Here is a 21,526-nt window from a genome sequence, read left to right on the forward strand (position 1 = left end):
CCGCGGCGACGAGAATCGGCAGCATGGCTACCTCTCCCCTGCTCCACGCCGGCCCGGCCGTGGGCTTCGACCAGCCCTTCGAGATGCTGCTCGCGTGCCACGAGCGCGTGCAGCGCAGCCTGGACCTGCTGCTGCGCCTGCAGGCCCACGCCGCCACGCACGGTGCCGACGCTCAGGCGCGCGACGCGGCGCGCGATGTGCTGCGCTATTTCGACCTGGCCGGGCCTAAGCATCACGAGGATGAGGAGCGTCACGTATTGCCCCGGCTGCGCGCCGCGGGCTTTGCCGAGCTGGCGGACCGGCTGGCGACCGATCATGCCGAGATGGGCTGCCAATGGGCGGCGCTGCGCACCGCACTGCAGGCGCTGGCCGACGGGCAAGGCGCCGGGCTTGAGGCCGCCGCCTGCCAGGCCTACGCCGATCTCTACGCCAGCCACATGGCGGCGGAGGAAGGCCAGGCCTTCCCGGTGGCGGCGCAGGCTGCCGACACAGCCGCTCTCGCCGTCATGGGCGCCGAGATGGCTGCGCGCCGCCGCGGCTGAATCACCACCGCCCTTCCAGCCCCACGCGCAGGCTGCGCGGCAGCTCCTCGTAAGCGAACAGCGCGGACTTGGCTGCCAGGCGCAGATTCGTCGCGTTGTCCACGCCTGCCCGCAGCGTCAGACCATGGCCCAGCGCCAGGCTGGCGTGCAGGTTGACCATCGTCAGCGTGGGCACTGCCTGCGGCGGCTGGCCGGCGACCGTGGAGGCCAGGCGCAGGCCGCTCTGCGTGGTCACGTCGCCACCGGCGCGCCAGGGGCCCTGGGCCCAGTCGGCACGCAGGCCCCAGCTGTGGCGGGCGCGTTTTTCCAGCCAGACGCCATGGTCGTCGTGGGCGCTGAGCAAGCCGGCCTGGACCTGCAGCGTCCAGCCACCGAAGCGGCAGCCGGCGGCGGCTTCCAGGCCTTGCAGCACGGCAGCGTCGATGTTGCGGAACTGGTAGATGCCGCTGGCCGGCGTGCCGCTGAGCAGCACGGGCACGATGAGGTGGCGGATGCGGTTGCGGTAGGCCGTCAGCGACGCGCCGGCAGATGCGGTGTCCCAGGCCAGCGTGGCCTCAAGGTTGTCGTTGGTCTCGGGCTTGAGGCCGGCCTGGCCGACGTAGGTGTTGGGCCCCTCGTCTTCCCGGTAGTCGGGGTTGATCTGCTTGAGCGTCGGCGCCTTGAAGCCGTGGCCCAGGCCGCCCTTGACGACCCAGCCGGCCGCCGGCTTCCACACGGCATAGACACGCGGGCTGACCTCCGTGCCGAAGCGGCTGGCGTGATCGGCGCGGGCGCCGGCCGTGAGGCTGAGCGTGGGGGTGAGGCGGGCCTCGTCCTGCAGGTAGAGGCCGGCATGCGTGGCGCTGGCATGGCCACCGGGCAGGCCAGCGTTGGCCAGTTGCTCGTCGCGCAGCTCAAAGCCGGTGGTGAGTAGCTGGGCGCTGCCGGCGGGCAGGCTGGCCTGGCCTTCGAGCACGCGGTCGGTCAGCGTGTTGGGGCGCAGCGAGGCCACGCCGTTGGTCTTGATATTGCTCACGGCCAGCCGGTTCTCGTAGGCGCGCAGCAGCGTCTGCCGGCCCTCGCCCCAGTCGCCGTCCCACTGCAGGGCGTGGTGGTCGCGCACGAGGTGGTGCAGGCTCTGGTGGTAGCGCTTCTGGCCGGAGCGCTCGCGGGCGTCCAGCCAGCGCTGCTCGTCGGTGTGGCGGCTGTCGAACTCCACTGTCTGGCCCGGCGCAGCGTGCCAGTTCAGCTTGAGCGCCGCCTCGCGCGGCTGGCGGCCCTCGACGGCGCTGATGCGCGGGTCAGCCGCGGTGGGTGTGGATTCGCGGCGGGCGTCGCTCAGTGCGATGCCGAAGTCCAGCGCCGGCCCGAAGCCGCCACGCAGGGCCGCGGCCAGGCGGTGGCCGTCGCCGCCGCCCTGCCCGCTGCGGCCCTCGACGAAGGCACGAGCCTGCAACGCACCGTTCAGCGGCTCGGTGATGACGTTGATGACGCCGCCCAGCGCCTCGGCGCCGTAGAGCACCGACATCGGCCCGCGCACGACCTCGATGCGGGCAATGTCCACCGCACCGGTCCAGTCGAGCTGGAAGTCCGAGGAACCGACCAGGCCGTCGCTGGCCGAGATGCGCTGGCCGTCCACCAGCACCAGCACGTGGCGAGGGTCCATGCCGCGCAGCGACAGCGATTTGCGCCCGCCGGTGGGCCGGCCGAAGGCGGTGACGCCGGGCTCCACGCGCAGGGCCTGCAGCAGGTTGTCGGTGCCGCGCTCGGCCACCGTCTCGGCGTCGACGACGGTGATGGCTGCGGGCGCATCGGCCAGCGGCACGGCATGGCGGGTGGCGCTGACGACGATGCGTGGCAGCGTGTCGGTCGCATCGGCGGCATGGGTCGCGCCGCTCAGCAGCAGGCCGGCGGCGGCGAGCGCAGTTAGCCGGGGCGGCAGGGAAGGAAGGCGGGTGGTGTTCATGGCCGCCAGCGTCGCAACGCCGCGCGGGAGCCGCCTTGACCGAGTTCAAGCCCGGCCCGTCGCTCGCCGGCTTCCTGCATCGATATTGATCAACATCAAGACTCGATCATTTCGGCCCAAAACTTGACCCCGTTCAAGGAAGGCTTCACGCAGCGCTTCGAGCATGTCGGCATCGACCACTGAAAGGAGCACTGATGAGAACCGCCCTCCCCCGCGTTGCCGCGCTGGCCGCCAGCCTGCTGTTCGCCTGGCCTCTCGCCGCCCTCGCCCAGGCCCCCGCCGACGCCGCCAAGAAGGATGTGCTGCCCGCCGACGTGAAGTACCACTCGGGCCCGTCGCCACTGGCGACCGTGCCGATGGTGGAGAGCCGCAACCCCAAGGCGCCGGCCATGACGCAGGCCGAGTTTGACGTGGCCCGCCGCATCTACTTCGAGCGCTGCGCCGGCTGCCACGGCGTGCTGCGCAAGGGCGCCACCGGCAAGCCGCTGACGCCCGACATCACGATTGGCAAGGGCACCGACTACCTCAAGGTGTTTATCGCCTACGGCAGCCCCGCGGGCATGCCCAACTGGCAGACCAGCGGCGAGATGAGCGAGCAGGAAGTCGACATCATGGCCCGCTACATCCAGCACGAGCCGCCGACACCGCCCGAGTTCTCCATGGCCGACATGAAGGCCACCTGGAAGGTCATCGTGCCGCCCGAGGCGCGGCCGAAGAAGAAGGAGAACAACTACAACATCGCCAACATCTTCAGCACGACGCTGCGAGACAGCGGCGAGGTGGCGCTGATCGACGGCGATACCAAGCAGATCATCAATATCGTCAAGACCGGATACGCGGTACACATCTCGCGCACCTCGGCCTCGGGGCGCTACCTCTATGTGATCGGGCGCGACGCCAAGATCAACATGATCGACCTGTGGATGGCCAAGCCCGACAACGTGGCCGAGGTGCGTGTCGGCCTGGAAGCGCGCTCGGTGGACACGAGCAAGTTCAAGGGCTTCGAAGACAAGCTGGCCATCGCCGGCAGCTACTGGCCGCCGCAGTACACCATCATGAAGGGCGACACGCTGGAGCCGCTGAAGATCGTCTCGACGCGCGGCAACACCGTGGACAAGCAGGAGTACCACCCCGAGCCGCGCGTGGCCTCCATCGTGTCCAGCCACTACAAGCCCGAGTTCGTCGTCAATGTGAAGGAAACGGGTCAGACCCTGCTGGTGGACTACAGCAACGTCGACGCACTGAAGGTCACCACCATCGGTACGGCCCGCTTCCTCCACGACGGCGGACTCGACTCCACCCACCGCTACTTCATGGTGGCCGCCAACCAGAGCAACAAGATCGCCGCGGTGGACCTGAAGGAAGGCAAGCTGGCCAAGCTGATCGACGTGGGCAAGATCCCCCACCCGGGCCGAGGCGCCAACTTCGTGCACCCGCAGTTCGGCCCCGTCTGGGCCACCTGCCACCTGGGTGACGAGACCATCTCGCTGATTGGCACCGACCCCGTCAAGCACCCGGCCCAGGCCTTCAAGGTCGTGGCCACGCTGAAGGGTCAGGGCGGCGGCGCGCTGTTCCTGAAGAGCCACCCGAAGAGCCAGCATCTCTACGTCGACACGCCGCTCAACCCCGACTCGGCCGTCGCGCAATCGGTGGCCGTGTTCGATGTGAAGGCGCTGGACAAGGGCTACAAGGTGCTGCCGATCGCGCAGTGGGCCGGCTTGACCGACGACGGCGCCAAGCGCGTCGTCCAGCCGGAGTTCAACAAGGCAGGCGACGAGGTCTGGTTCTCGGTCTGGTCGGCCAAGGACAAGCAGTCTGCGCTCGTAGTGGTGGACGACAAGACGCTCAAGCTCAAGGCCGTCATCAAGGATCCGCGCCTGATCACGCCGACCGGTCATTTCAACGTCAACAACACCCAGCACGACATCTACTGATGCTGGCGACCGGCGCGGTGAGGCATGAGCCCCACTGCGCCTGGTCTCGAACAGGACAACCAGGAGGACGCAACATGCGAATCACATTTCTGCTCGCCGGCCTGTTGGCCGCCGCAGCCGCCGGGTCGGCACTGGCCGGCCCCGCCGACGAAGCCATGAGCAAGGCCGGCTGCGTGGCCTGCCATGCGCCGGACAAGAAGCTCGTGGGCCCCGCATTCAAGGACATCGCGGCCAAGTACCGCGGCCAGAAGGATGCGGCGGTGCAGTTGGCCGACAAGGTCCGCAAGGGCGGCAAAGGCGTGTGGGGCCCCATCCCCATGCCGCCCAGCGGGCCGGACAAGATCAGCGATGCGGATCTGAAGACAGCCCTGGACTGGGTGCTCACCCAGTGAGGTGAGGCATGCTCCGCCCGGCCTCGCCGGGTGGGGCGTTCAGCGCTGGCTCGCCGCGTGGCGGGCCAGGGCCGCCGGCTCGGGCAGGCGGATGTCGCGCTTGTCGATCTGCACCAGGCCGGCGGCTTCCAGTTCGTGCAGCACGCGCGAGAAGTACTCCGGCGTCAGCGACAGCAGCGACGCCACCGTGGCCTTGGCCGCAGGCAGGCTGACGATGGCCGGGCCGGGCTGGTCGGGCGCCACGTCGCGCAGCAGATAGCCGACGACCCGTTGCAGGCCCGACTGCAGCGAGCCGGCCTGCACGTCCTGCACCAGGCCATGCAGCCGGCGCGACATGCCCGACAGCATCCGCAGCGCGAAGCCGGCGTCGAGTTCCAGTTCGGCCAGCAGGGCCTGGCGCGGCACCTGCAGCAGCACGGCATCGCTGAGGGCTTGGGCATTGATGGGGCAAGGCCGCTCCAGGAAGACCAGGGCCTCGGCAAAGCTCTGACCCGGGCCGACGAGCTCGATGACCTTCTCGTTGCCATTGGGCGCCGTCATGTAGAGCCGCACCTGGCCGCGCGCCGCGATGAAGAAGGCGTCGCACGTCTGCCCCGCCCACAGCACCTGCTGGCCGCGCATCACGTGCATCAGGCGGCAGGCTGCGGCCAGACGCTGCAGCGCGGCTTCGTCGACATCGGCGAACAGCGGCTGGGTGCGCAGGAAATGAGGGATGTTGAACGGGGCAAGCATGGCGGTGCGTCGAGATCCGCATGCTGAAGGGCGATGGCGGCAGGCCTCTTGACACGGATCAAGCGGGGACGAGTCCGGTCCGAACTGCATGAAAGTTCCGGAAGATAGTTGCAAAGCTACAAATCATTCAAGCCCTATCAACACCTGGAGAAATCCGTCAACCCGGGTAGTCTGGCAACTTTCCAGGGTTGATTCACGCAAACTAGTAGTTTTCCTACGGATTGCAGATTGGCAACTGTCTAGAGTCACGTCACTTTCCCAACCCGGGAAGGGCGGCCAGGGCATGCAGTCGATTGGCCGGCACAGCCGCCCCGCGACGAGGGTGGCGTCAACCACCGGAGACACAGACCATGCACAAGCTGCCACCGAGCCGCCGGCTCATCTACGCCCTGACGCTGGCTTCCAGCGCCGTCACCCTGGCCGCCCTCGCGCCCCCCGCGCTGGCGCTGAACCCGAACTCGACCTCGGTCCAGATGTTCGAGTGGGCCTGGCCAGACATCGCCACCGAATGCACACAGTGGCTGGGGCCCAAAGGCTTCGGCGGCGTGCAGATCTCGCCGCCGGGGGCGAGCAAGAACGCCAACGGCTGGTGGGGTGTCTACCAACCGGTCAACTACGTCAACCTGACCAGCCGCATGGGCACACCCGCCCAGCTGCAGGCCATGATCAACAGCTGCCACACGGCCGGCGTGCGCGTGTATGCCGACATTGTCGTCAACCAGATGGCCGACGGCAGCGGCACCGCCACCGACGGCTCGACCTGGAACGCCGCGACGCTGGCCTACCCCTACTTCAGCGCCAACGACTTCCACGCCAACTGCAACATCGCCGACGCCGACTACAACTCGCCGGCCGGCCGCAGCAACGTGCAGAACTGCCGCCTGGGCGGCCTGCCCGACCTGGCCACCGAGAGCAGCTATGTGCAGGGCCAGATCGCCAACTACCTGAAGGCCCTGCTGGCCATGGGCGTGGACGGCTTCCGCATCGACGCCGCCAAGCACATGCCGGCTGCGGGCTGGACGTCCATCATGAACGCCGTGAAGGCGGCCTACCCCACGACGCTGCAGGGCGAGCCGATCTGGGTGACGCAGGAAATCATCAACGACGGCGAAGTCGATCGGCCCAGCTACTTCCCGGTCGGCACGCTCAACGAGTTCCAGTTCACGTCGGCCATGCGCGATGTCTTTCGCAACAACAACGGCCTGAACCTCGCCAGCATCCCCGGCGTGATGGGCACCTGGGGCAATTGGGGCGGCAGCTGGGGCTTCATCCAGCCGCAGAACGCCACCGTCTTCATCACCAACTGGGACACCGAGCGCAACGGCGGCTCGTTGAACATCAACAACAACGGCGGGGCAGACGCGGCCGGCCAGCGCTACACGCTGGCCCATGTCTTCATGTTGGCCCAGGGCTACGGCGAGGCCCAGCTCTACTCGGGCTACAAGTTCACCGACACCGGCGCCGATCGCCCCGGCGCCAGCCCCTACAGCGGCGGCACGCCGCAGATCAACGTGGTCTGGGACTTCGCCCACCGCTGGACACCGCTGGCCAACATGGTGGCCTTCCGCAACGCCAGTCTGGGCCAGGCGCAGCAGAACTGGGTCGTCGGAGACAACGGCAACCAGGTCGCATTCAGCCGCGGCAGCGTGGGCTTCGTGGCGCTGAACAACAGCGCCAGCGCCTGGACGCGCAGCTTCGCCACCGGCCTGCCCGCCGGCACCTACTGCAACGTCATCAACGGCACCAGGAACGCCACCGGCACAGGCTGCACGGCCGACGCGGTGACGGTGGACGCCAACGGCAACGCCAGCTTCACGGTCCCGGCCAACAACAGCGGCAGCAACCCTGCCGTGGCGATCTACACAGGCCAGAAGACGGCGAGCGGCGGCGGCAGCTGCGCGGTGACCTTCACCATCGCCAATGCCAACACGGCGTTCGGGCAGAACCTGCGCGTAGTCGGCAACGTGACCGGTCTCGGGGCCTGGGCGCCGGGCTCGGGCTTCGCGCTGACCATCCAGGGCTCGGGCGCCAACGTGCCGTGGAGCGGCACCGTCAGCTTGGCCGCGGGCACGGCCATCCAGTACAAGTACGTGAAGTGGGATGGCTCAACGGCGGTGTGGGAGAGCAACCAGGCCACCGGCAGCGGCAACCGCGAATTCACGAGCTGCGCGAGCGGCGCTCAGTCGCGCGCCGACGGCAACTTCAAGTTCTGACGGCCGGCGCCGCCGCGGTGATCATCACTTGGTCCACGCGGTGGCTGTCCACGTCCACGACCTCGAAGCGCCAGCCTTCCCACTCGACGACATCCGTGCGCCGCGGGATGCGGCGCAGCATCACCATCAGGAAGCCGGCCAGCGTGTCGTAGGTGCCGGCATGCGGCCAGCCCTCGATGCCCAGCGAGCGCTCGACGTCGGGGATGGGCGTGATGCCGTCGGCCAGGAAGCTGCCGTCCTCGCGGCGCACGATCTGCTCCTCGTCGTGCGGCGCCACCAGCGCGCCCATCACGGTGCTCATCACGTCGTTCAGCGTGACGACGCCGACGACGCGGCTGTACTCGTTGACGACGACGGCGAAGTCCTCGTGCGCCTCACGAAACTGGGTCAGCATCTCGGACAGCGTCAGCCGGTCCGGCACGATGAGCACCTTCTTGACGAGCACGCCGGCATCACCCTGAAGCGCCAGGCTTTCCTCGCGCAGCACGCGCTGGAACAGGTCGGTCGCGTCGACGTAGCCGACGACCTGGTCCACGTCGCCATCGCAGATCAGGTAGGTGGAGTGCGGCGCGTCGGCGATGCGGTTGCGGATCAGCGCGTCGTCATCGTCGCGAGAGAAGAAGACGATGCGCTCGCGGTTGGTCATCACCGTCTCGACGGTGCGTGTGTCCAGCTCGAACACGTTCTCGATGACCTGCTGCTCCTCGTCGGCAACGACGCCGGCCTGGTAGCCCGCCTCGGTCAGCGCCAGGATGTCGCGGTAGCTGATGGTCTCGTCGCGCTGGGCAGGCAGGCCCAGCAGGCGGATCAAGCCCTCCGTGATGCCGCTGAACAGCCAGGCCAGTGGCCGCAGCAGCCGGCACAGCAGCAGCATGGGGCCCACCAGCGTCATCGCGACGCGCTCCGGCTCGTTCATGGACAGGCGCTTGGGCACCAGGTCGGCCAGCACGATGAAGAGCGAGGTGATGCTGATGAAGGAGGCCGCGAAGCCCAGCGTGGCCGCCAGCTCGGGCGCCATCACCAGCCGCAGCGCGGCCTCGAAATGCGGCGTGAACGCGCCCTCGCCGACGATGCCGGCCAGGATGGCGACCGTGTTGACGCCGATCTGCACGACGGTGAAGTAGTCGCCCGGGTGCTCCTGCACCGCCAGCACCTTGGCCGCACGGGCATCGCCCGCATCGGCGCGCTGCTGCAGGTTGAGCCGCCGCGAGGCCGCCAGCGACAGCTCGGCCATCGAGAAGAAGGCGCTGCCGAGGATCAGCAGGCTGATCAGCAGCAGCGAGGTGGCCATCAGGAAAACAGCCTTCGTGCCGCGGGCGAGCCGGCGGCGAGATCACGCTCGGCCAGCGCCTGGTAAAGCTTCTTCAACTCCACGTCGATGGCCGCGAAGGCATGCAGGCCCAGCACCTGGCCGCGGTCATCGCAGACCTCGGCCTCTAGGTCGCGGGCCAGCGCTCGCGCGGCCTCCTGCCAGGCGGCAAAGGGCTCGGCCTCGGCCGGCGTCTGCGGCACGTCCAGCGCCAGCGTCAGCTCGCGCAGCGACAGCGCCTCAGGGTCTTCGGCCAGCGCCGCCTGCGCATCGAACTGCAGCGTCAGCACGGGTGGCGCACCCTCTTCGTCCGACGGCAGCACCAGACGACCCGGCAACGCACCTGCGACGAAGCCATGGCGTCCGGCGGACTGCTGCACGAAGCCCGGCGTCCAGGCCGCCGCCTTGGCGCGCAGCAGCAGCGCAAGCTGGGCGTCGTGGCTGGCGGCGAACTGGTCCAGCTCGCGGGCGCGGGCGACGACGTCCAGCATGTCCGGGAACTGCACGAAGCCGCCGACGCCGTCGGCAAAGGCCTGGATCTTCTGCACGAACTCGGAGTACTCGATCTCGTTGAGCGGGCCGCTGCGGTTGGCCATCTTCAGGCCGGCCTGGAACTCGCTGTAGCGCTGGCCCGGCGCGGGCAGCTCCCAGTCGCCGGTCGCGGCGTTCAGGCCTTCGATCTGCAGCGGCTTGGTGCCGGCGCGGCGGCTGCCGGGCTGATGCTGCAGGGCGAGCTCGCCGGAGACGGGGGCCTCGACGGTAATGGTGGCGATGGCGTCGATCAGCGCATCGATGCGGGCCGACGGCCGGCGCAGCGGGCGGGTCACGGCAGGCAGGGTGACTTCCAGCGGATCGACGGTGGGCTCGGCGCGCTCGCCCACGACTGGCGGGGCGTCGAAATGCGGCTCCTCCAGCGGCGGCGCGGCACGCTTGGGGCCGGCCTTGCGCGCCGCCCAGGCGCCATGGGCCACCACGCCGGCCAGCACGATGCCGCCGGCCATGGCCAGGAGTTGGGTGAGGGTCAGGCTCATGCTGTTTCGGCCATCGCGAGGGCCTTGTCCATGTCGACGGCGACGATGCGGGACACGCCCTGCTCCTGCATCGTCACGCCGATCAGTTGTTCAGCCATTTCCATCGCAATCTTGTTGTGCGAGATGAAGAGGAATTGCGTGCCGGCGCTCATCTTGGTGACGAGGCGCGCATAGCGCTCGGTGTTGGCGTCGTCCAGCGGCGCATCCACCTCGTCCAGCAGGCAGAAGGGTGCGGGGTTGAGCTGGAAGATGGCGAAGACGAGGGCGATGGCCGTCAGGGCCTTCTCGCCGCCGGAGAGCAGATGGATGGTGCTGTTCTTCTTGCCCGGCGGCTGGGCCAGCACCTGCACGCCGGCGTCCAGGATCTCGTCGCCCGTCATCACCAGCCTGGCCTGGCCGCCGCCGAACAGCTCGGGGAACATGCGGCCGAAGTGTTCGTTGACCTGGTTGAAGGTCGAGCCCAGCAGGTCGCGGGTTTCCAGGTCGATCTTGTGGATCGCATCCTCCAGCGTCTTGATGGCCGCGTTCAGGTCGGTGCACTGCGAATCAAGGAAGGTCTTGCGCTCGCGGGCGGCGGTCAGTTCGTCGAGCGCGGCCAGGTTGACGGCGCCCAGCGCGGCGATCTCGCGGTTGATGCGGTCGATCTCGCCCTGCAAGCCGTAGAGCTTGACGGCGCCTTCCTCGATGGACTTCGCCAAGGCTTCGAGGTCGACCTCGGCGGCTTCGAGCTGCTCGCGGTACTGCGCGCCGCCGAGCTGGGCGGCCTGCTCTTCGAGCTGCAGCTTGGTGATGACCTCGCGCAGCGGGTCCAGGCTGCGCTCGAACGTCATGCGCTGCTCGTCGGCCTTGCGCAGGCGCAGAGATAGGTCGTCGTAGCTGGCGCGCACGGCGGCCAAGGCCTGTTCGCGTTCGAGCTTGAGGGCCAGCGCATCCTGCAGGCCGGCCTGGGCGGCGGCGTCGTTGAAGCCGTCGAGCTCGGTCTGCAGGCTGGCGGCCGAGGCGGACACGGTGGCGATCTGCGCGTCGGCCGTCTCGACGCCGCGCTGCAGCTCGCCGCGGCGTGCAGCCAGGGTCTGGGTGGCGAAGCGGGCTTCCTGCGAGCGGCGTTCCAGCGTGCGCAACTGCTCGCGGGCATCGCTCAGCTTGCGCTCGGCGGCGATGGTGCCGTCTTCTAGTTCGGCGTGGCGCTGCTGCGCGTCGCCGAGCTGGATGTCCAGCTCTTCGAAGCGAGCCTCGCCAACCGCGCGGCGTTCCTGAAGAGATTCTTGCTGTTCGGCGATCTCGGCCAGCTCGGCGTCCAGCGCGCTGCGGCGCTGCTGGCTGGCTTCGGCCTGCTGCGTCAGGCGCAGCAGCTCGACGTGGATCTGGTGGGCCCGCGTCTGCGCCTCGCTGGCTTCGCGGCGCAGGGCGGTCAGGCGGCCGTTGGCATCGTTGAACTGGTGCTCGATGCGGCCCAGCGACAGGCGGGCCTCGTCGGCGATCAGGTTCTGCGCGCGCTGAGCCGTCGTCAGCTGCTCGATCTCCTGAGCACGGGCCAGCAGGCCGGCCTGCTCGGAGTCGGGTGCGTAGAAGGTGACGGAGAACTGGCCGACGGCATGGCCCTGGGGCGTCAGGATCAGCTCGCCATGCGTGAGCTTGCTGCGCGCGGCCAGCGCCTCGTCAAGGTTGGGCGCCGTGTAGATGCCTTCCAGCCAGTCGTTCAGCAGCGCGACGAGGCCGGCATCGTCCAGCTTCAACAGCGAGGTCAGCGTGGGCAGCGTCTCGTGGGTGTTGGCGATAGCTCCGCCAGGCGTCGAGTAGAAGGCCAGACGGGACGGCGGCGCGTCGAGTTCGAAGGCGCGCACGGTGTCCAGCCGCCCCACGCTGAGAGCGCCCATGCGCTCGCGCAGCGCGGCTTCCAGCGCGTTCTCCCAACCCTGCTGGATGTGCAGCCGGGTCCACAGGCCTTGCAGGCCGTCCAGCCCATGCTTTGCCAGCCAGGGCTTGACCTTGCCCTCGGTCTGCACTTTTTCCTGCAGGGCCTTCAGCGCCTCCAGGCGGGCTGTCAGGTCGGACTGCTTCGCGAGTTGGGCATTGGCGTCCTGCTGCAGCGCGCGGCGTTGTTCTTCGAGCTGGGGCAGCTGCTCGGCGAGCTCCTGTAGCCGCGCATCCGCCAGGTCGCGGGCCTCGTCGGCCGAGGCGCTGCGTGCGCGCAGGGCTTCGAGCGCCTCGTGGTCGGGCGCGCCCAGCGCACGGGACTCGGCCGTCAGCTTGTCCTCGCGCTGGCGCAGCGCCCTCGCCTGCTCGTCCACGCTGCGGCTCTCGGCGGCCAGCACCTGGATCTGCTGCTGCACCTGGGCCACCAGGGCGCGCTGCTCGTTGGCACGGGCCTGGGCGGCGCGCACCGCGTCCTCGCTCTGTGGCAGCTGGGCCTGCTGCTCCTCGGCCTGGGCGGCGAGGATTTCGCTCTGCTCGTCGGCACCGGCGATCTGCTCGGCAATGCCTTCCAGCTCGGCCTTGGCCTGCTCGATGCGCTCGCGCCACTGCATGTCCTGGGCATGCAGCTCGGCCAGGCGTTGCTGGGCGCGGTTGCGGCTCTCGACGACGAAGCGGATGCGCTCTTCCAGCCGGCTCACTTCCAGCTGGGCCTCGGCAAAACGGCCCTGCGAGGCGTGCAGCTCGTCGCCCGCGGCGTAGTGCTGCTGGCGCACCTCCTCCAGCTCGGCCTCGACGGCACGCAGCTCGGCGGTGCGCGACTCCAGCGCGTTCAGCGCCTCGGCATGCGCCGCCTTCACGCGCGTGGCCTCGTTGCCGGCGTCGCGCAGTTTCAGGAACCACAGCTGGTGCAGCTTCAGCGTGCCGCTGTCCTGCAGGCTGCGGTAGCTGGCCGCCACCTCGGCCTGGCGCTCCAGCTTCTCGAGGTTGCTGTTGAGCTCGCGCAGGATGTCGTCGACGCGGGTCAGGTTCTCGCGCGTGTCCTTGAGCCGGTTCTCGGTCTCGCGGCGGCGTTCCTTGTACTTGGAAACGCCGGCGGCTTCCTCGAGGAACAAGCGCAGCTCCTCGGGCTTGCTCTCGATGATGCGCGAGATGGTGCCCTGGCCGATGATGGCGTAGGCCCGCGGGCCTAGGCCGGTGCCAAGGAAGACGTCCTGCACGTCGCGTCGGCGCACCGGCTGGTTGTTGATGAAGTAGGAGCTGGTGCCGTCGCGCGTCAGCACTCGCTTAACGGCGATTTCGGTGAACTGGTTCCACGGGCCGCCGGCGCGGGCGGATTGGTTGTCGAAAACCAGCTCCACGCTGGAGCGCCCCGCCGGCTTGCGGTTGCCGCTGCCGTTGAAGATGACGTCCTGCATGGACTCGCCACGCAGCTCGCTGGCCTTGCTCTCGCCCAGCACCCAGCGCACCGCGTCCATGATGTTGGACTTGCCGCAGCCGTTGGGGCCGACGACGCCGACGAGTTGCCCGGGCAACTGGAAGGTCGTGGGTTCAGCGAAGGATTTGAAGCCGGCCAGCTTGATCGAGTTCAGCCGCATGTAGCTCGGACGTAAGCCCTTGATTTGGCTAAAGAAAAGCGCCTTTCAAGGGCGCTTCGACGGGGCTGGATGATAGCATTCGCCCCCTCTCAGAAAGACCCACGCACCATGGCTACCAAGAAGTCCGCCGCCGCCCCCGCCAAGAAGAACAGCAAGCCCAAGATGCGCGAGGTGCCCCCGAACCCGCCGAGCAAGCCCAGCAAGGACATCCTGGTCTTTCCGAACCCCAACCCCGAGCGCGACTACGTCATCCAGTTCCAGGTGCCCGAGTTCACCTGCCACTGCCCGCTGACCGGCCAGCCCGACTTCGCGCACTTCACGATCGACATGATCGCGGACGAGCTCTGCGTGGAGCTCAAGAGCCTGAAGATGTACTTCTGGAGCTACCGCAACGAGGGTGCCTTCCACGAGAAGGTCACCAACAAGATCCTGGACGACATCGTCAAGGTCACCGACCCGCGCTTCATCCGCATCACGGCCAAGTGGTATGTCCGCGGCGGCATCTACACCAACGTCGTCGCCGAGCACCGCAAGCCGGGCTGGACGCCCGCGCCGCGGGTGGACCTGCCGGCGCACGGCTTCGAATCGGGCATGCTGGGCTGAGGAACTCAGCCGCCGAAATAGGGATCACCCGCCGGCCGCTTCCGGCGCGCCGGCGAGATCTGCGTCGTGATCGACACCGCACTGCCGCCGGCGGCGATCTGCACGGCCGTCGGAGCGGCTTCGACGAGCTGGTCGGCATGCCAGATGCGCACGCGGGCCGGGCCCTCGGGCAGGCCTTGCAGCACCGCCTTGCCGTCCTCGCCACCGAGCTTGGCCCAGGGCGTGTCGGCCACGTAGATGTGCCCCCGCATGGAGCCGTGGATGTGGCAGCCCAGCAGATAGGCGCCGGGCTGGCCCAGCACCTTGCTGTCGCTGGCCGGCGGCTTGGTGCCGACGCGGCCGGCGAGGCGGAACTGGGTGTTCTGGCCCGGGTCGACGTAGACGCCGCCCGCGCCCATCAGCCCGAGGATGACGTGGTGGTCCCAGCTGTCGAGATTGCTGAAGCTGACCTTGGCCCCGAGGCCGACGACGGTGACGGCGGGAACAAAGCGCAGCTTCTCCTGAGCCACCGTCGCTTCCAGCACGGGTGCAGGGCGCGCGCCCTGCACGGCGCTGTCGACCAGCACGACGGCATCGGCCAGCGGCTTGCCGTTGCGGTCGAACACGGTGACGGTCAGGTCGGCAGCCTGGGCAGCGCAAACCGCCGTCAGCAAAGCGGAGATCAGGAAGGCGCGCATGGTGTCGGCGTGGCTCTGGAGTGGAGTCGGGCCAGTGTCTCACCGCTGCCTACACTGACAAGATGAGTGCGAACCCCTGCCTGAGCTGCGGCGCCTGCTGCGCGAGTTTCCGCGTCGACTTCGACTGCAGCGAACTGGAGAGCCAGGGCGGTAGCGTGCCCGACGGCCTGGCGGTGGAGCTGACCGGCCGTCTCGTGCGCATGCGCGGCACCGACCATGCGCAACCACGCTGCGCCGCATTCACAGGCCAGGTGGGCGTCAAGGCGAGTTGCGGGATCCATGAGTGGCGCCCGTCCCCCTGCCGCGAATTTGGCGAGCGCGCGCCGATGGGCATCGGCGACGAGGCCTGCGCCCGGGCGCGGGCGCGGCACGGACTCCCGCCGCTCTAGGACCCCGCGGCCCCGCGCAGCGGAATGCGCTGGCGCTGCTGCTCGCGCAGTTCGTTGAGCCAGGCCAGCTTGGCGCCATAGAGCTCACGGTCCTTGACTGTCGAACTGTTCTCCAGCGCCTTGGCGATCTCGCCGCGAGCGCCGGACACGTCGCCCAGCCCGTAATTGGCCAGGCCGAGCCAGAAGTGGAACTCGGGCACGTACGCGGCACGCGCCACCTCCTTGCGGAAGAGCTGGCGCGCCGCCGCGAACTCGCCGGCCCGCATCGCCGCCACGCCCTCGTCGAAAAACTTGTAGGGCGGCACGGGTTGGATCTGCGCCAGCTGGTTCGCGTAGACCTGGGCCTCCTCGCGCCGGCCGGTGTCGCTCAACACGAGGATGAGGTTGGACATGGCCTGCGTGTTCAGCGGCTCGCGCTGCAGTACCAGGCGCAGCGTGGACTCGGCGCGGTCGTACAGGCCCTTGCGGCGGTAGAGCACGGCCAACGTGTTGTAGGCCGACAGCCAGCGCGCGTCCGTGTGGATGGCCTCGCGCGCCCACCAGTAGGCGTCGTCCACCTGGCCCACGGTCAAGGCCTCCGCGGCCTTGTTGTTGAGGAACATGGCCAGGATGGTGGACTCGTCGACAACGCGGCTGCGGTGGTTGCGCACCTGGCTCGGAGGCAGGAAGTCGATGGTCAGCAGCTCGGGGTCGCCGAAGACGACGCGCGACTGCATGGAGATGGGCCGGGCGAGGCTGATGTTGACGTGACCGGCGACGAAGAAGATGCCGTTGGCGCGCGTCCAGCTCTCTTCGAGATAGACGCTGTTGAAGCGCACGGGCATGCCAAGGTGGCGGGAGAAGGCTGCCGTCATCAGCACGAGCGACATGCAGTTGCCGCGCTTGGCATCGAAGGCCTCGGCGGCGGTGCGGGTGGTCTCGGCGTCGTAGTCCAGCTGCAGCCGCCCCCTCGTGTAGAGCGCGTCGATCAGACCGTCGCGCAGGCCCTTGAGCCTGATCTCGTTGGCCATCTCCGTTTCGGCGAAGCGCTTCATCGCCGGGCTCATCGCCAGGGCCCCCTGGGCATCGATAGGGACGCTGGGCGGCCGGAATGCCGTGTCGACGAAGACGTCGGTGCCGGGCGCCTCCTTGGGCTCCACGGCACAGCCTGCCAACCCGGCGCCAACACCGGCAAGCACGAGTACGGCGACCAGGGCGCGGATCTTTTTCATGTCAGCCTCCTGACACAAGCTTAGTCCTGCCCTGCCCTCCTGTCTTGAGTCATCCCGCACGCTTTTGCGGGGTCGAAGCGTCCGTTGATTCGACGGATTTCAAGCGCCAAAGATGGGGAAGCAAAACTACAAATTGGCGCTGATAGTGATGGCAGTTTGCGACTTTTCGCGGATTTGCTCACGATAAGTGCCTGCTCGAGGCCGGGATTCCACCAACTTCCGAATGTAGTTTTACTTCAATAGCATCCGCGCAATTCCAAGGAGTACTCGGACATGAAGGCATGGGCAGACGGTATCGCGCTGCAGGCGCGTCGGTGGCTGGGGGTGCTGGCCCTCGGCATGAGCGGCCTGCTGGTGGGCTGCGGCGGCGGCAGCGGCGCTGAAGGCGCGCAGCAGGCGCCGATGAGCGGCGTGGGCACAGCCGCCGTCGACGACAACGGCGTCGAGCTGCTGGCCGGCGTGCCCACGGCGGGGCAGGTGCTCCGAGCCAAGATCGCCGCCGTCGCCACGCCTGCCGCGCCGGCCACCTCGCTGCGCGTGCACTACCGCCGCTCCGCCGGCGACTACACCGGCTGGCAGATCCACTCCTGGAACGCCGCCCAGAGCCCGAACTGGAACGGCGGCTTCAATGCCTCGGGCAGCGACGATTTCGGCGTCTACTACGACGTGCCGCTCGCCGCGGGCAGCGGCACGGTCGGCTTCCTCTTCCACAACGGCGACAACAAGGACAACGGCGGCGCCGATCAGAGCTACGTGCTGCAGTCCGGCGCCAACGAGATCTGGCGCCTGCAGGGTGACAGCACCAACTATGCGGGCAACCCGCTGCTGCTGCCGGTGCCCGACATCAAGACCCTGCGTGTGCACTACAAGCGCTTCGACGGCGGCTACAGCGCCTGGGGCCTGCACCTGTGGAACGGCAGCGGCCTGAACGCGCCCGCCCTGCCCGCCGGAGTCACCATCGAGAACTGGGGTCAGCCGGTGCCGCTGAGTGCCATGCCCGGCCATGCCGCGGGTGACGGCGAGGTGGTGTTCGATATCCCCGTGCTGAACCCGCAAGGCGACGTGAACCGCAAGGGCCTCGAATTCATCATCCACGGCATGCGGCCCAACGAGAACGACAAGGACGGCCGCAACGACAACATCCGCGTCGAGTACGCCGCGCTGAGCATCCAGAATCAGGTCGGCCAGATCTGGCTGGTGGAGCGTGACGCGACGGTCTACACCGCCCCGCCTGACCTGCGCGCGGTCTCCAGCACCGACGCTCGCGCCGTCTGGCTGAACAGGAGCCTCGTGAAGTGGCCGCGCATCGCCACCAGCAGCCCGGTGCGCCTGTACTACTCGGCCAGCGGCCAGATCAGCGTCGGCCTGGACGCCCCCGTGCAGGGCGCCGACGGCTTCATCACGCTCGATGCCTTCACCGGCAGCGTGCCCTCCGCCGATGCACTGCGCTTCAAGTACGTCGCCAGCGGCACCGTCTTCAGCGTGCGCGCCGCCGACACCGCCCGGCTGCCCTCGCTGCACCAGCAGCAGCTCGTGCTCGTGCAGGAAGATGTCGCCGGCCGCGTGCAGAACGCCACCACCGCGCAGATCGCCGGCGCGCTGGACGACCTCTATGCCGCTGCCAACAACGTGCCCGACCTCGGCGCCGTCGCCAGCAACGGCAACACCAGCTTCAAGCTCTGGGCCCCCACGGCGCAGAACGTGTCCCTGGTGCTGACGCAGTCCCTGGGCAACTCGGGCCTGAGCCGCACGACGACCGAGCCGATGGCGCGCGACGCCGCCACCGGCGTGTGGAGCCTCGCCAAGCAGGGTCACCTGCAGGGCGCCACCTACCGCTACCAGGTGCAGGTGTTCGTCAAGGGCACGGGCCTGGTAAAAAACCTCGTCACCGACCCCTATTCCCTCGGCCTGACGCTAGGCAGCCAGCAGAGCGTCGTCATGGACCTGCAGGCACAGGCGACCAAGCCCAACGGTTGGGACCAGAGCGCCCCGCCCGCCTCCGTGATCGCGCCGTCGGACCTCAGCATCTACGAGCTGCACGTCCGCGACTTCTCCATCAACGACGCGACCGTCCCCGCGCCCAAGCGCGGCAAATACCTGGCCTTCACCGAAGGCCAGTCCAATGGCATGAAGCACCTCGCCGCGCTGGCCGCTGCCGGTCTGACGGACGTGCACCTGCTGCCGGTGTTCGACATCGCCAGCGTCAACGAGAAGGGCTGCGTGACGCCGTCGCCCAGCGGCGCGCCGGACAGCGAATCCCAGCAGGCCACGGTTGCCGCCACGGCCGGCACCGACTGCTTCAACTGGGGCTACGACCCGCTGCAGTTCAGCACGCCCGAAGGCAGCTACTCCAGCAATGCCAACGACCCGATGGCCCGCGTCCTCGAGTTCCGCCGCATGGTGCAGGCACTCAACGCCGCCGGCCTGCGCGTGGGAATGGACGTGGTGTTCAACCACACCACCGCCTCCGGCCAGAACGCCAACTCCGTGCTCGACAAGGTCGTGCCCGGCTACTACTACCGCTTGAACGCGGTCGGCGGCATCGAGCGTTCGACCTGCTGCGAGAACACGGCGGCCGAGAACCTGATGATGGCCAAGCTGATGATCGACTCGGCCGTCACCTGGGTGCGCGACTACCGCATCAGCTCGCTGCGCTTCGACATCATGGGACACCACCCAAGGGCGGTCATCGAGGCGCTGAAGGCCCGTGTCGAAGCAGCTGCCGGCCGCAAGGTGCAGATCGTCGGCGAGGGCTGGAACTTCGGCGAGGTCGCCAACGGTGCGCGCTTCGTGCAGGCCGAGATGCTGAGCCTGAACGGCTCCGGCATCGGCAGCTTCAACCCCATCATCCGCGATGCCGTGCGCGGCGGTGGCTGCTGCGATTCCGGCAGCGCCGTCGTTGCTAACCAGGGCTTTGTCAACGGCTTCTTCTACGACGGCAACGCCAGCGCCAGCGGCCAGAGCCGCGGGGAGCTGATGTGGCAGGCCGACCGCATCAAGGCGTCGCTGGCGGGCTCCATCCGCAGCTTCCAGATGCAGACGAGCTGGGACGCCACGCTGCGCTTGGACCAGATCGACGTCGGCGGCATTCCGGCCGGCTGGGTGCTGGAGCCGGGCGAGGTCGTCAACTACGTGGAGAACCACGACAACCTGACCCTGTTCGACAACAACGCCTTCCGCCTGCCCGCCAACACCCCCCACGAGGACCGCGCCCGCGTGCAGATCCTGGCCAGCGCCATCAACGCCTTCAGCCAGGGGGTGGCCTATTTCCACGCCGGCGTGGACACGCTGCGCAGCAAGTCGCTCGACAGAAACAGCTACGACAGCGGCGACTGGTTCAACAAGCTCGACTGGAGCTATGCCGACAACAACTTCGGCGTCGGCCTGCCGCCCTCGCGCGACAACGCCGACAACTGGGGCTACGCGCGCCCGCTGCTCGCCAACCCACTGGTCAGGCCGACCGCGGCCGACATCGCCTGGACGCGCGACGCCTTCCGCGACCTGCTGCGCATCCGCAAGAGCACTACGCTGCTGCGCCTGCGCACGGCCGACGACATCAAGGCGCGCCTGTCCTTCCTGAACACCGGCTCCGGCCAGGAAGCCACCGTGCTGGTTGGCCGCGTGGACGGCACAGGTTACGCCGGCGCCAGCTTCGACGAGCTCGTCTACCTGATCAACGTCGACAAGATCGACAAACAGCTGACCCTGCCCGCCCTGGCCGGCCACGCGCTGATGCTGCACCCCGTGCACACCGCCGCCACCGCCGCCGACAAGCGGGCCGCGCAGGCCAGCTTCAACAGCGCCACCGGCAGCTTCAGCTTGCCGGCTCGCACCGCCGTGGTCTTCGTCCGCCCGAGCACGCCATGAAGACCCTCGCCATGCAGCCCATCCGACGCCTGGCGGCAGCCGCCGCCCTTGCCCTGGCCGGCATCGCCGCCCAGGCCACCCCCATCGTCGTCGACGTCAGCGGTGCACAAAGCATCAACCTGGCGGGCGAGAGCGGCAACACGGTCTGGCTCGTCAACATCGGCGCCAACGCCGTGCTGAACTCGCTGGATTGGCAGGTCGCCCTCGATGCCTTCGCACCCAGCGGCCTGTCCGAGATGCAGTTCAGCTTCGGCAGTTCCAGCGGCCTGGACCGGATCACCCTCTCGCCCGACGCCTTCGACGGCTTCAGTGGCGCCGGCAGCTACACAGGCTCATTGAGCCTGGCGGGCCTGGGCGTAGCGGCCGGCGCCGACGGGCTGCTGCGCATCGAGTTCAGCGAGGGCTACAAGGACTTTGCGCTCAACGTCGCAGAAGGCCGTTGGCTCAGCGGCAGCCTCATGTTCGACGTCAGTGCCGTGCCCGAGCCGGCCAGCGCGTGGCTCGCGCTGCTGGGCCTGGGTCTGCTCGGCGCCCGGCGCAACCGCCCCTGAGCCGCCGGCCTCCGCGCTTGCGCTAGCGCAAGCCAAGGCGCGCCACAGCTCCTACAGTCGTCGCATCGACGATCGACAGCGAGGACGGCTTCATGAACGCAGGAACCAACGCGGCACAGCGCCGCATCAAGGCGGGCCTGACCGGTCGGCTGCCATGGCTGGTGGCTGGTGGCGCCCTGGCCCTGGCAGCGGTGGGCTGCGCCGTGGAGGTGCAGAACACCCAGCCGGCCCGGCAACTGGCGCGCGACGCGCTGCCGGTCGGCGAACCGGCGATCGGCTGGCGCGTGTTCCAGCAGAAATGCGCCACCTGCCACGGCGCCTCCGCGACGGGCACGGCCAACGGCCCCGATCTGCTGCCCCGGATCCGCGAGATGGGCGCCCACCAGTTCGTCGGCCTCGTTCTCAGGCGCTACGACTGGATCCTCGCGGCTGCGGAATCCAGCCCCGGGACCGCCATGCAGGACGGCTTGGTCGAGAAGATCGTGCAGGGCAAGGAGGGCGCGCTGACGATGCCGGCCTGGCAGGGCGACCCGGCCGTGACCGCCCACATCATCGATCTCTACGCCTACCTGTCGGCACGCGCCGAGGGCACGCAGGGGCCGGGCCGCCCCCGATAGG

General features: G+C 68.7%; 16 protein-coding genes. 9 read left to right on the top strand and 7 right to left on the bottom strand.

Features of this window, described 5'->3' with window-relative positions; genetic code table 11:
- The first annotated feature begins 23 nt into the window (after positions 1–23).
- Positions 24–542 carry a hemerythrin domain-containing protein gene (locus AC07VX_RS09090; protein WP_493164382.1) on the top strand — a complete coding sequence of 173 codons (519 nt, stop codon included), beginning with the start codon at positions 24–26 and terminating at the stop codon, positions 540–542.
- A gap of 1 nt (position 543) precedes the next feature.
- On the opposite strand, the gene AC07VX_RS09095 is transcribed toward AC07VX_RS09090, so the two are convergent.
- Positions 544–2,487: a TonB-dependent receptor plug domain-containing protein gene (locus AC07VX_RS09095; protein ID WP_493164383.1), complete on the bottom strand. Its 1,944-nt coding sequence runs from the start codon at positions 2,485–2,487 to the stop codon at positions 544–546.
- Positions 2,488–2,681: 194 nt separating this feature from the next.
- On the opposite strand from AC07VX_RS09095, the gene AC07VX_RS09100 reads away from it, so the two are divergent.
- Together AC07VX_RS09100 and AC07VX_RS09105 are read left to right on the top strand one after the other, a co-directional pair.
- The gene (locus AC07VX_RS09100; protein ID WP_493164384.1) at positions 2,682–4,421 is read left to right on the top strand and encodes a cytochrome D1 domain-containing protein; all 1,740 of its coding nucleotides are present in this window, start codon (positions 2,682–2,684) and stop codon (positions 4,419–4,421) included.
- Positions 4,422–4,495: 74 nt separating this feature from the next.
- Entirely contained in the window at positions 4,496–4,813 is a 318-nt protein-coding gene (locus tag AC07VX_RS09105) for a c-type cytochrome (RefSeq protein ID WP_493164385.1), read from the top strand.
- Between the two features lie 39 nt (positions 4,814–4,852).
- On the opposite strand, the gene AC07VX_RS09110 is transcribed toward AC07VX_RS09105, so the two are convergent.
- The gene (locus AC07VX_RS09110) at positions 4,853–5,545 is read right to left on the bottom strand and encodes a Crp/Fnr family transcriptional regulator (protein ID WP_493164386.1); all 693 of its coding nucleotides are present in this window, start codon (positions 5,543–5,545) and stop codon (positions 4,853–4,855) included.
- 350 nt (positions 5,546–5,895) lie between these two features.
- Here AC07VX_RS09110 and AC07VX_RS09115 point away from each other — a divergent pair, with 350 nt between their 5' ends.
- Positions 5,896–7,758, top strand: coding sequence for a carbohydrate-binding module family 20 domain-containing protein (locus AC07VX_RS09115; protein WP_493164387.1), 1,863 nt, complete (start codon positions 5,896–5,898; stop codon positions 7,756–7,758).
- Here AC07VX_RS09115 and paeA read toward each other — a convergent pair.
- The 3 genes from paeA to smc are packed head-to-tail and all read right to left on the bottom strand — an operon-like array spanning position 7,748 to position 13,610.
- Complete coding sequence (gene paeA, locus AC07VX_RS09120) at positions 7,748–9,049, bottom strand: polyamine export protein PaeA (protein ID WP_493164388.1); 1,302 nt, start codon at positions 9,047–9,049, stop codon at positions 7,748–7,750. The genes AC07VX_RS09115 and paeA overlap by 11 nt on opposite strands.
- Positions 9,049–10,098: a cell division protein ZipA C-terminal FtsZ-binding domain-containing protein gene (locus AC07VX_RS09125; protein ID WP_493164389.1), complete on the bottom strand. Its 1,050-nt coding sequence runs from the start codon at positions 10,096–10,098 to the stop codon at positions 9,049–9,051. Before AC07VX_RS09125 ends, paeA begins: the two co-directional genes overlap by 1 nt.
- On the bottom strand, positions 10,095–13,610 hold the full coding sequence (smc, locus tag AC07VX_RS09130) for a chromosome segregation protein SMC (RefSeq protein WP_493164390.1): 3,516 nt from the start codon (positions 13,608–13,610) through the stop codon (positions 10,095–10,097). The genes AC07VX_RS09125 and smc overlap by 4 nt, the downstream gene beginning before the upstream one ends.
- Positions 13,611–13,772: 162 nt before the next feature.
- On the opposite strand from smc, the gene queF reads away from it, so the two are divergent.
- A complete protein-coding gene (gene queF / locus AC07VX_RS09135) occupies positions 13,773–14,213 on the top strand; it encodes a preQ(1) synthase (RefSeq protein WP_310265053.1) in 441 nt (146 codons plus the stop codon).
- A gap of 5 nt (positions 14,214–14,218) precedes the next feature.
- Here queF and AC07VX_RS09140 read toward each other — a convergent pair whose 3' ends face one another.
- Entirely contained in the window at positions 14,219–14,890 is a 672-nt protein-coding gene (locus tag AC07VX_RS09140) for a cupredoxin domain-containing protein (protein ID WP_493164391.1), read from the bottom strand.
- Positions 14,891–14,952: 62 nt separating this feature from the next.
- On the opposite strand from AC07VX_RS09140, the gene AC07VX_RS09145 reads away from it, so the two are divergent.
- Positions 14,953–15,279: a YkgJ family cysteine cluster protein gene (locus AC07VX_RS09145; protein WP_493164392.1), complete on the top strand. Its 327-nt coding sequence runs from the start codon at positions 14,953–14,955 to the stop codon at positions 15,277–15,279.
- On the opposite strand, the gene AC07VX_RS09150 is transcribed toward AC07VX_RS09145, so the two are convergent.
- Positions 15,276–16,490, bottom strand: coding sequence for a tetratricopeptide repeat protein (locus AC07VX_RS09150; protein WP_493164393.1), 1,215 nt, complete (start codon positions 16,488–16,490; stop codon positions 15,276–15,278). The genes AC07VX_RS09145 and AC07VX_RS09150 overlap by 4 nt on opposite strands.
- Before the next feature lie 273 nt (positions 16,491–16,763).
- Between AC07VX_RS09150 and AC07VX_RS09155 the strand changes: the two genes are divergently transcribed.
- From AC07VX_RS09155 to AC07VX_RS09165, 3 genes are all read left to right on the top strand, one after another.
- Positions 16,764–20,357, top strand: a complete 3,594-nt coding sequence (locus AC07VX_RS09155) for an alpha-1,6-glucosidase domain-containing protein (protein WP_493164394.1) — start codon at positions 16,764–16,766, stop codon at positions 20,355–20,357.
- Positions 20,354–20,908 (top strand): PEP-CTERM sorting domain-containing protein, encoded by a 555-nt coding sequence (locus tag AC07VX_RS09160; RefSeq protein WP_493164395.1) that lies wholly within the window; start codon positions 20,354–20,356, stop codon positions 20,906–20,908. Before AC07VX_RS09155 ends, AC07VX_RS09160 begins: the two co-directional genes overlap by 4 nt.
- Before the next feature lie 92 nt (positions 20,909–21,000).
- On the top strand, positions 21,001–21,525 hold the full coding sequence (locus AC07VX_RS09165) for a c-type cytochrome (RefSeq protein ID WP_493164396.1): 525 nt from the start codon (positions 21,001–21,003) through the stop codon (positions 21,523–21,525).
- Position 21,526 lies beyond the last annotated feature (1 nt).

Source organism: Roseateles sp. GW821-FHT03B02 (assembly GCF_059421025.1).

Excerpts from the sequence above, each read along its gene's own strand:
- AC07VX_RS09090 (WP_493164382.1), top strand. The coding sequence starts at position 24 with ATGGCTACCTCTCCCCTGCTCCACGCCGGCCCGGCCGTGGGCTTCGAC.
- AC07VX_RS09095 (WP_493164383.1), bottom strand. The coding sequence starts at position 2,487 with ATGAACACCACCCGCCTTCCTTCCCTGCCGCCCCGGCTAACTGCGCTC.
- AC07VX_RS09100 (WP_493164384.1), top strand. The coding sequence starts at position 2,682 with ATGAGAACCGCCCTCCCCCGCGTTGCCGCGCTGGCCGCCAGCCTGCTG.
- AC07VX_RS09105 (WP_493164385.1), top strand. The coding sequence starts at position 4,496 with ATGCGAATCACATTTCTGCTCGCCGGCCTGTTGGCCGCCGCAGCCGCC.
- AC07VX_RS09110 (WP_493164386.1), bottom strand. The coding sequence starts at position 5,545 with ATGCTTGCCCCGTTCAACATCCCTCATTTCCTGCGCACCCAGCCGCTG.
- AC07VX_RS09115 (WP_493164387.1), top strand. The coding sequence starts at position 5,896 with ATGCACAAGCTGCCACCGAGCCGCCGGCTCATCTACGCCCTGACGCTG.
- paeA (WP_493164388.1), bottom strand. The coding sequence starts at position 9,049 with ATGGCCACCTCGCTGCTGCTGATCAGCCTGCTGATCCTCGGCAGCGCC.
- AC07VX_RS09125 (WP_493164389.1), bottom strand. The coding sequence starts at position 10,098 with ATGAGCCTGACCCTCACCCAACTCCTGGCCATGGCCGGCGGCATCGTG.
- smc (WP_493164390.1), bottom strand. The coding sequence starts at position 13,610 with ATGCGGCTGAACTCGATCAAGCTGGCCGGCTTCAAATCCTTCGCTGAA.
- queF (WP_310265053.1), top strand. The coding sequence starts at position 13,773 with ATGCGCGAGGTGCCCCCGAACCCGCCGAGCAAGCCCAGCAAGGACATC.
- AC07VX_RS09140 (WP_493164391.1), bottom strand. The coding sequence starts at position 14,890 with ATGCGCGCCTTCCTGATCTCCGCTTTGCTGACGGCGGTTTGCGCTGCC.
- AC07VX_RS09145 (WP_493164392.1), top strand. The coding sequence starts at position 14,953 with ATGAGTGCGAACCCCTGCCTGAGCTGCGGCGCCTGCTGCGCGAGTTTC.
- AC07VX_RS09150 (WP_493164393.1), bottom strand. The coding sequence starts at position 16,490 with ATGAAAAAGATCCGCGCCCTGGTCGCCGTACTCGTGCTTGCCGGTGTT.
- AC07VX_RS09155 (WP_493164394.1), top strand. The coding sequence starts at position 16,764 with ATGAAGGCATGGGCAGACGGTATCGCGCTGCAGGCGCGTCGGTGGCTG.
- AC07VX_RS09160 (WP_493164395.1), top strand. The coding sequence starts at position 20,354 with ATGAAGACCCTCGCCATGCAGCCCATCCGACGCCTGGCGGCAGCCGCC.
- AC07VX_RS09165 (WP_493164396.1), top strand. The coding sequence starts at position 21,001 with ATGAACGCAGGAACCAACGCGGCACAGCGCCGCATCAAGGCGGGCCTG.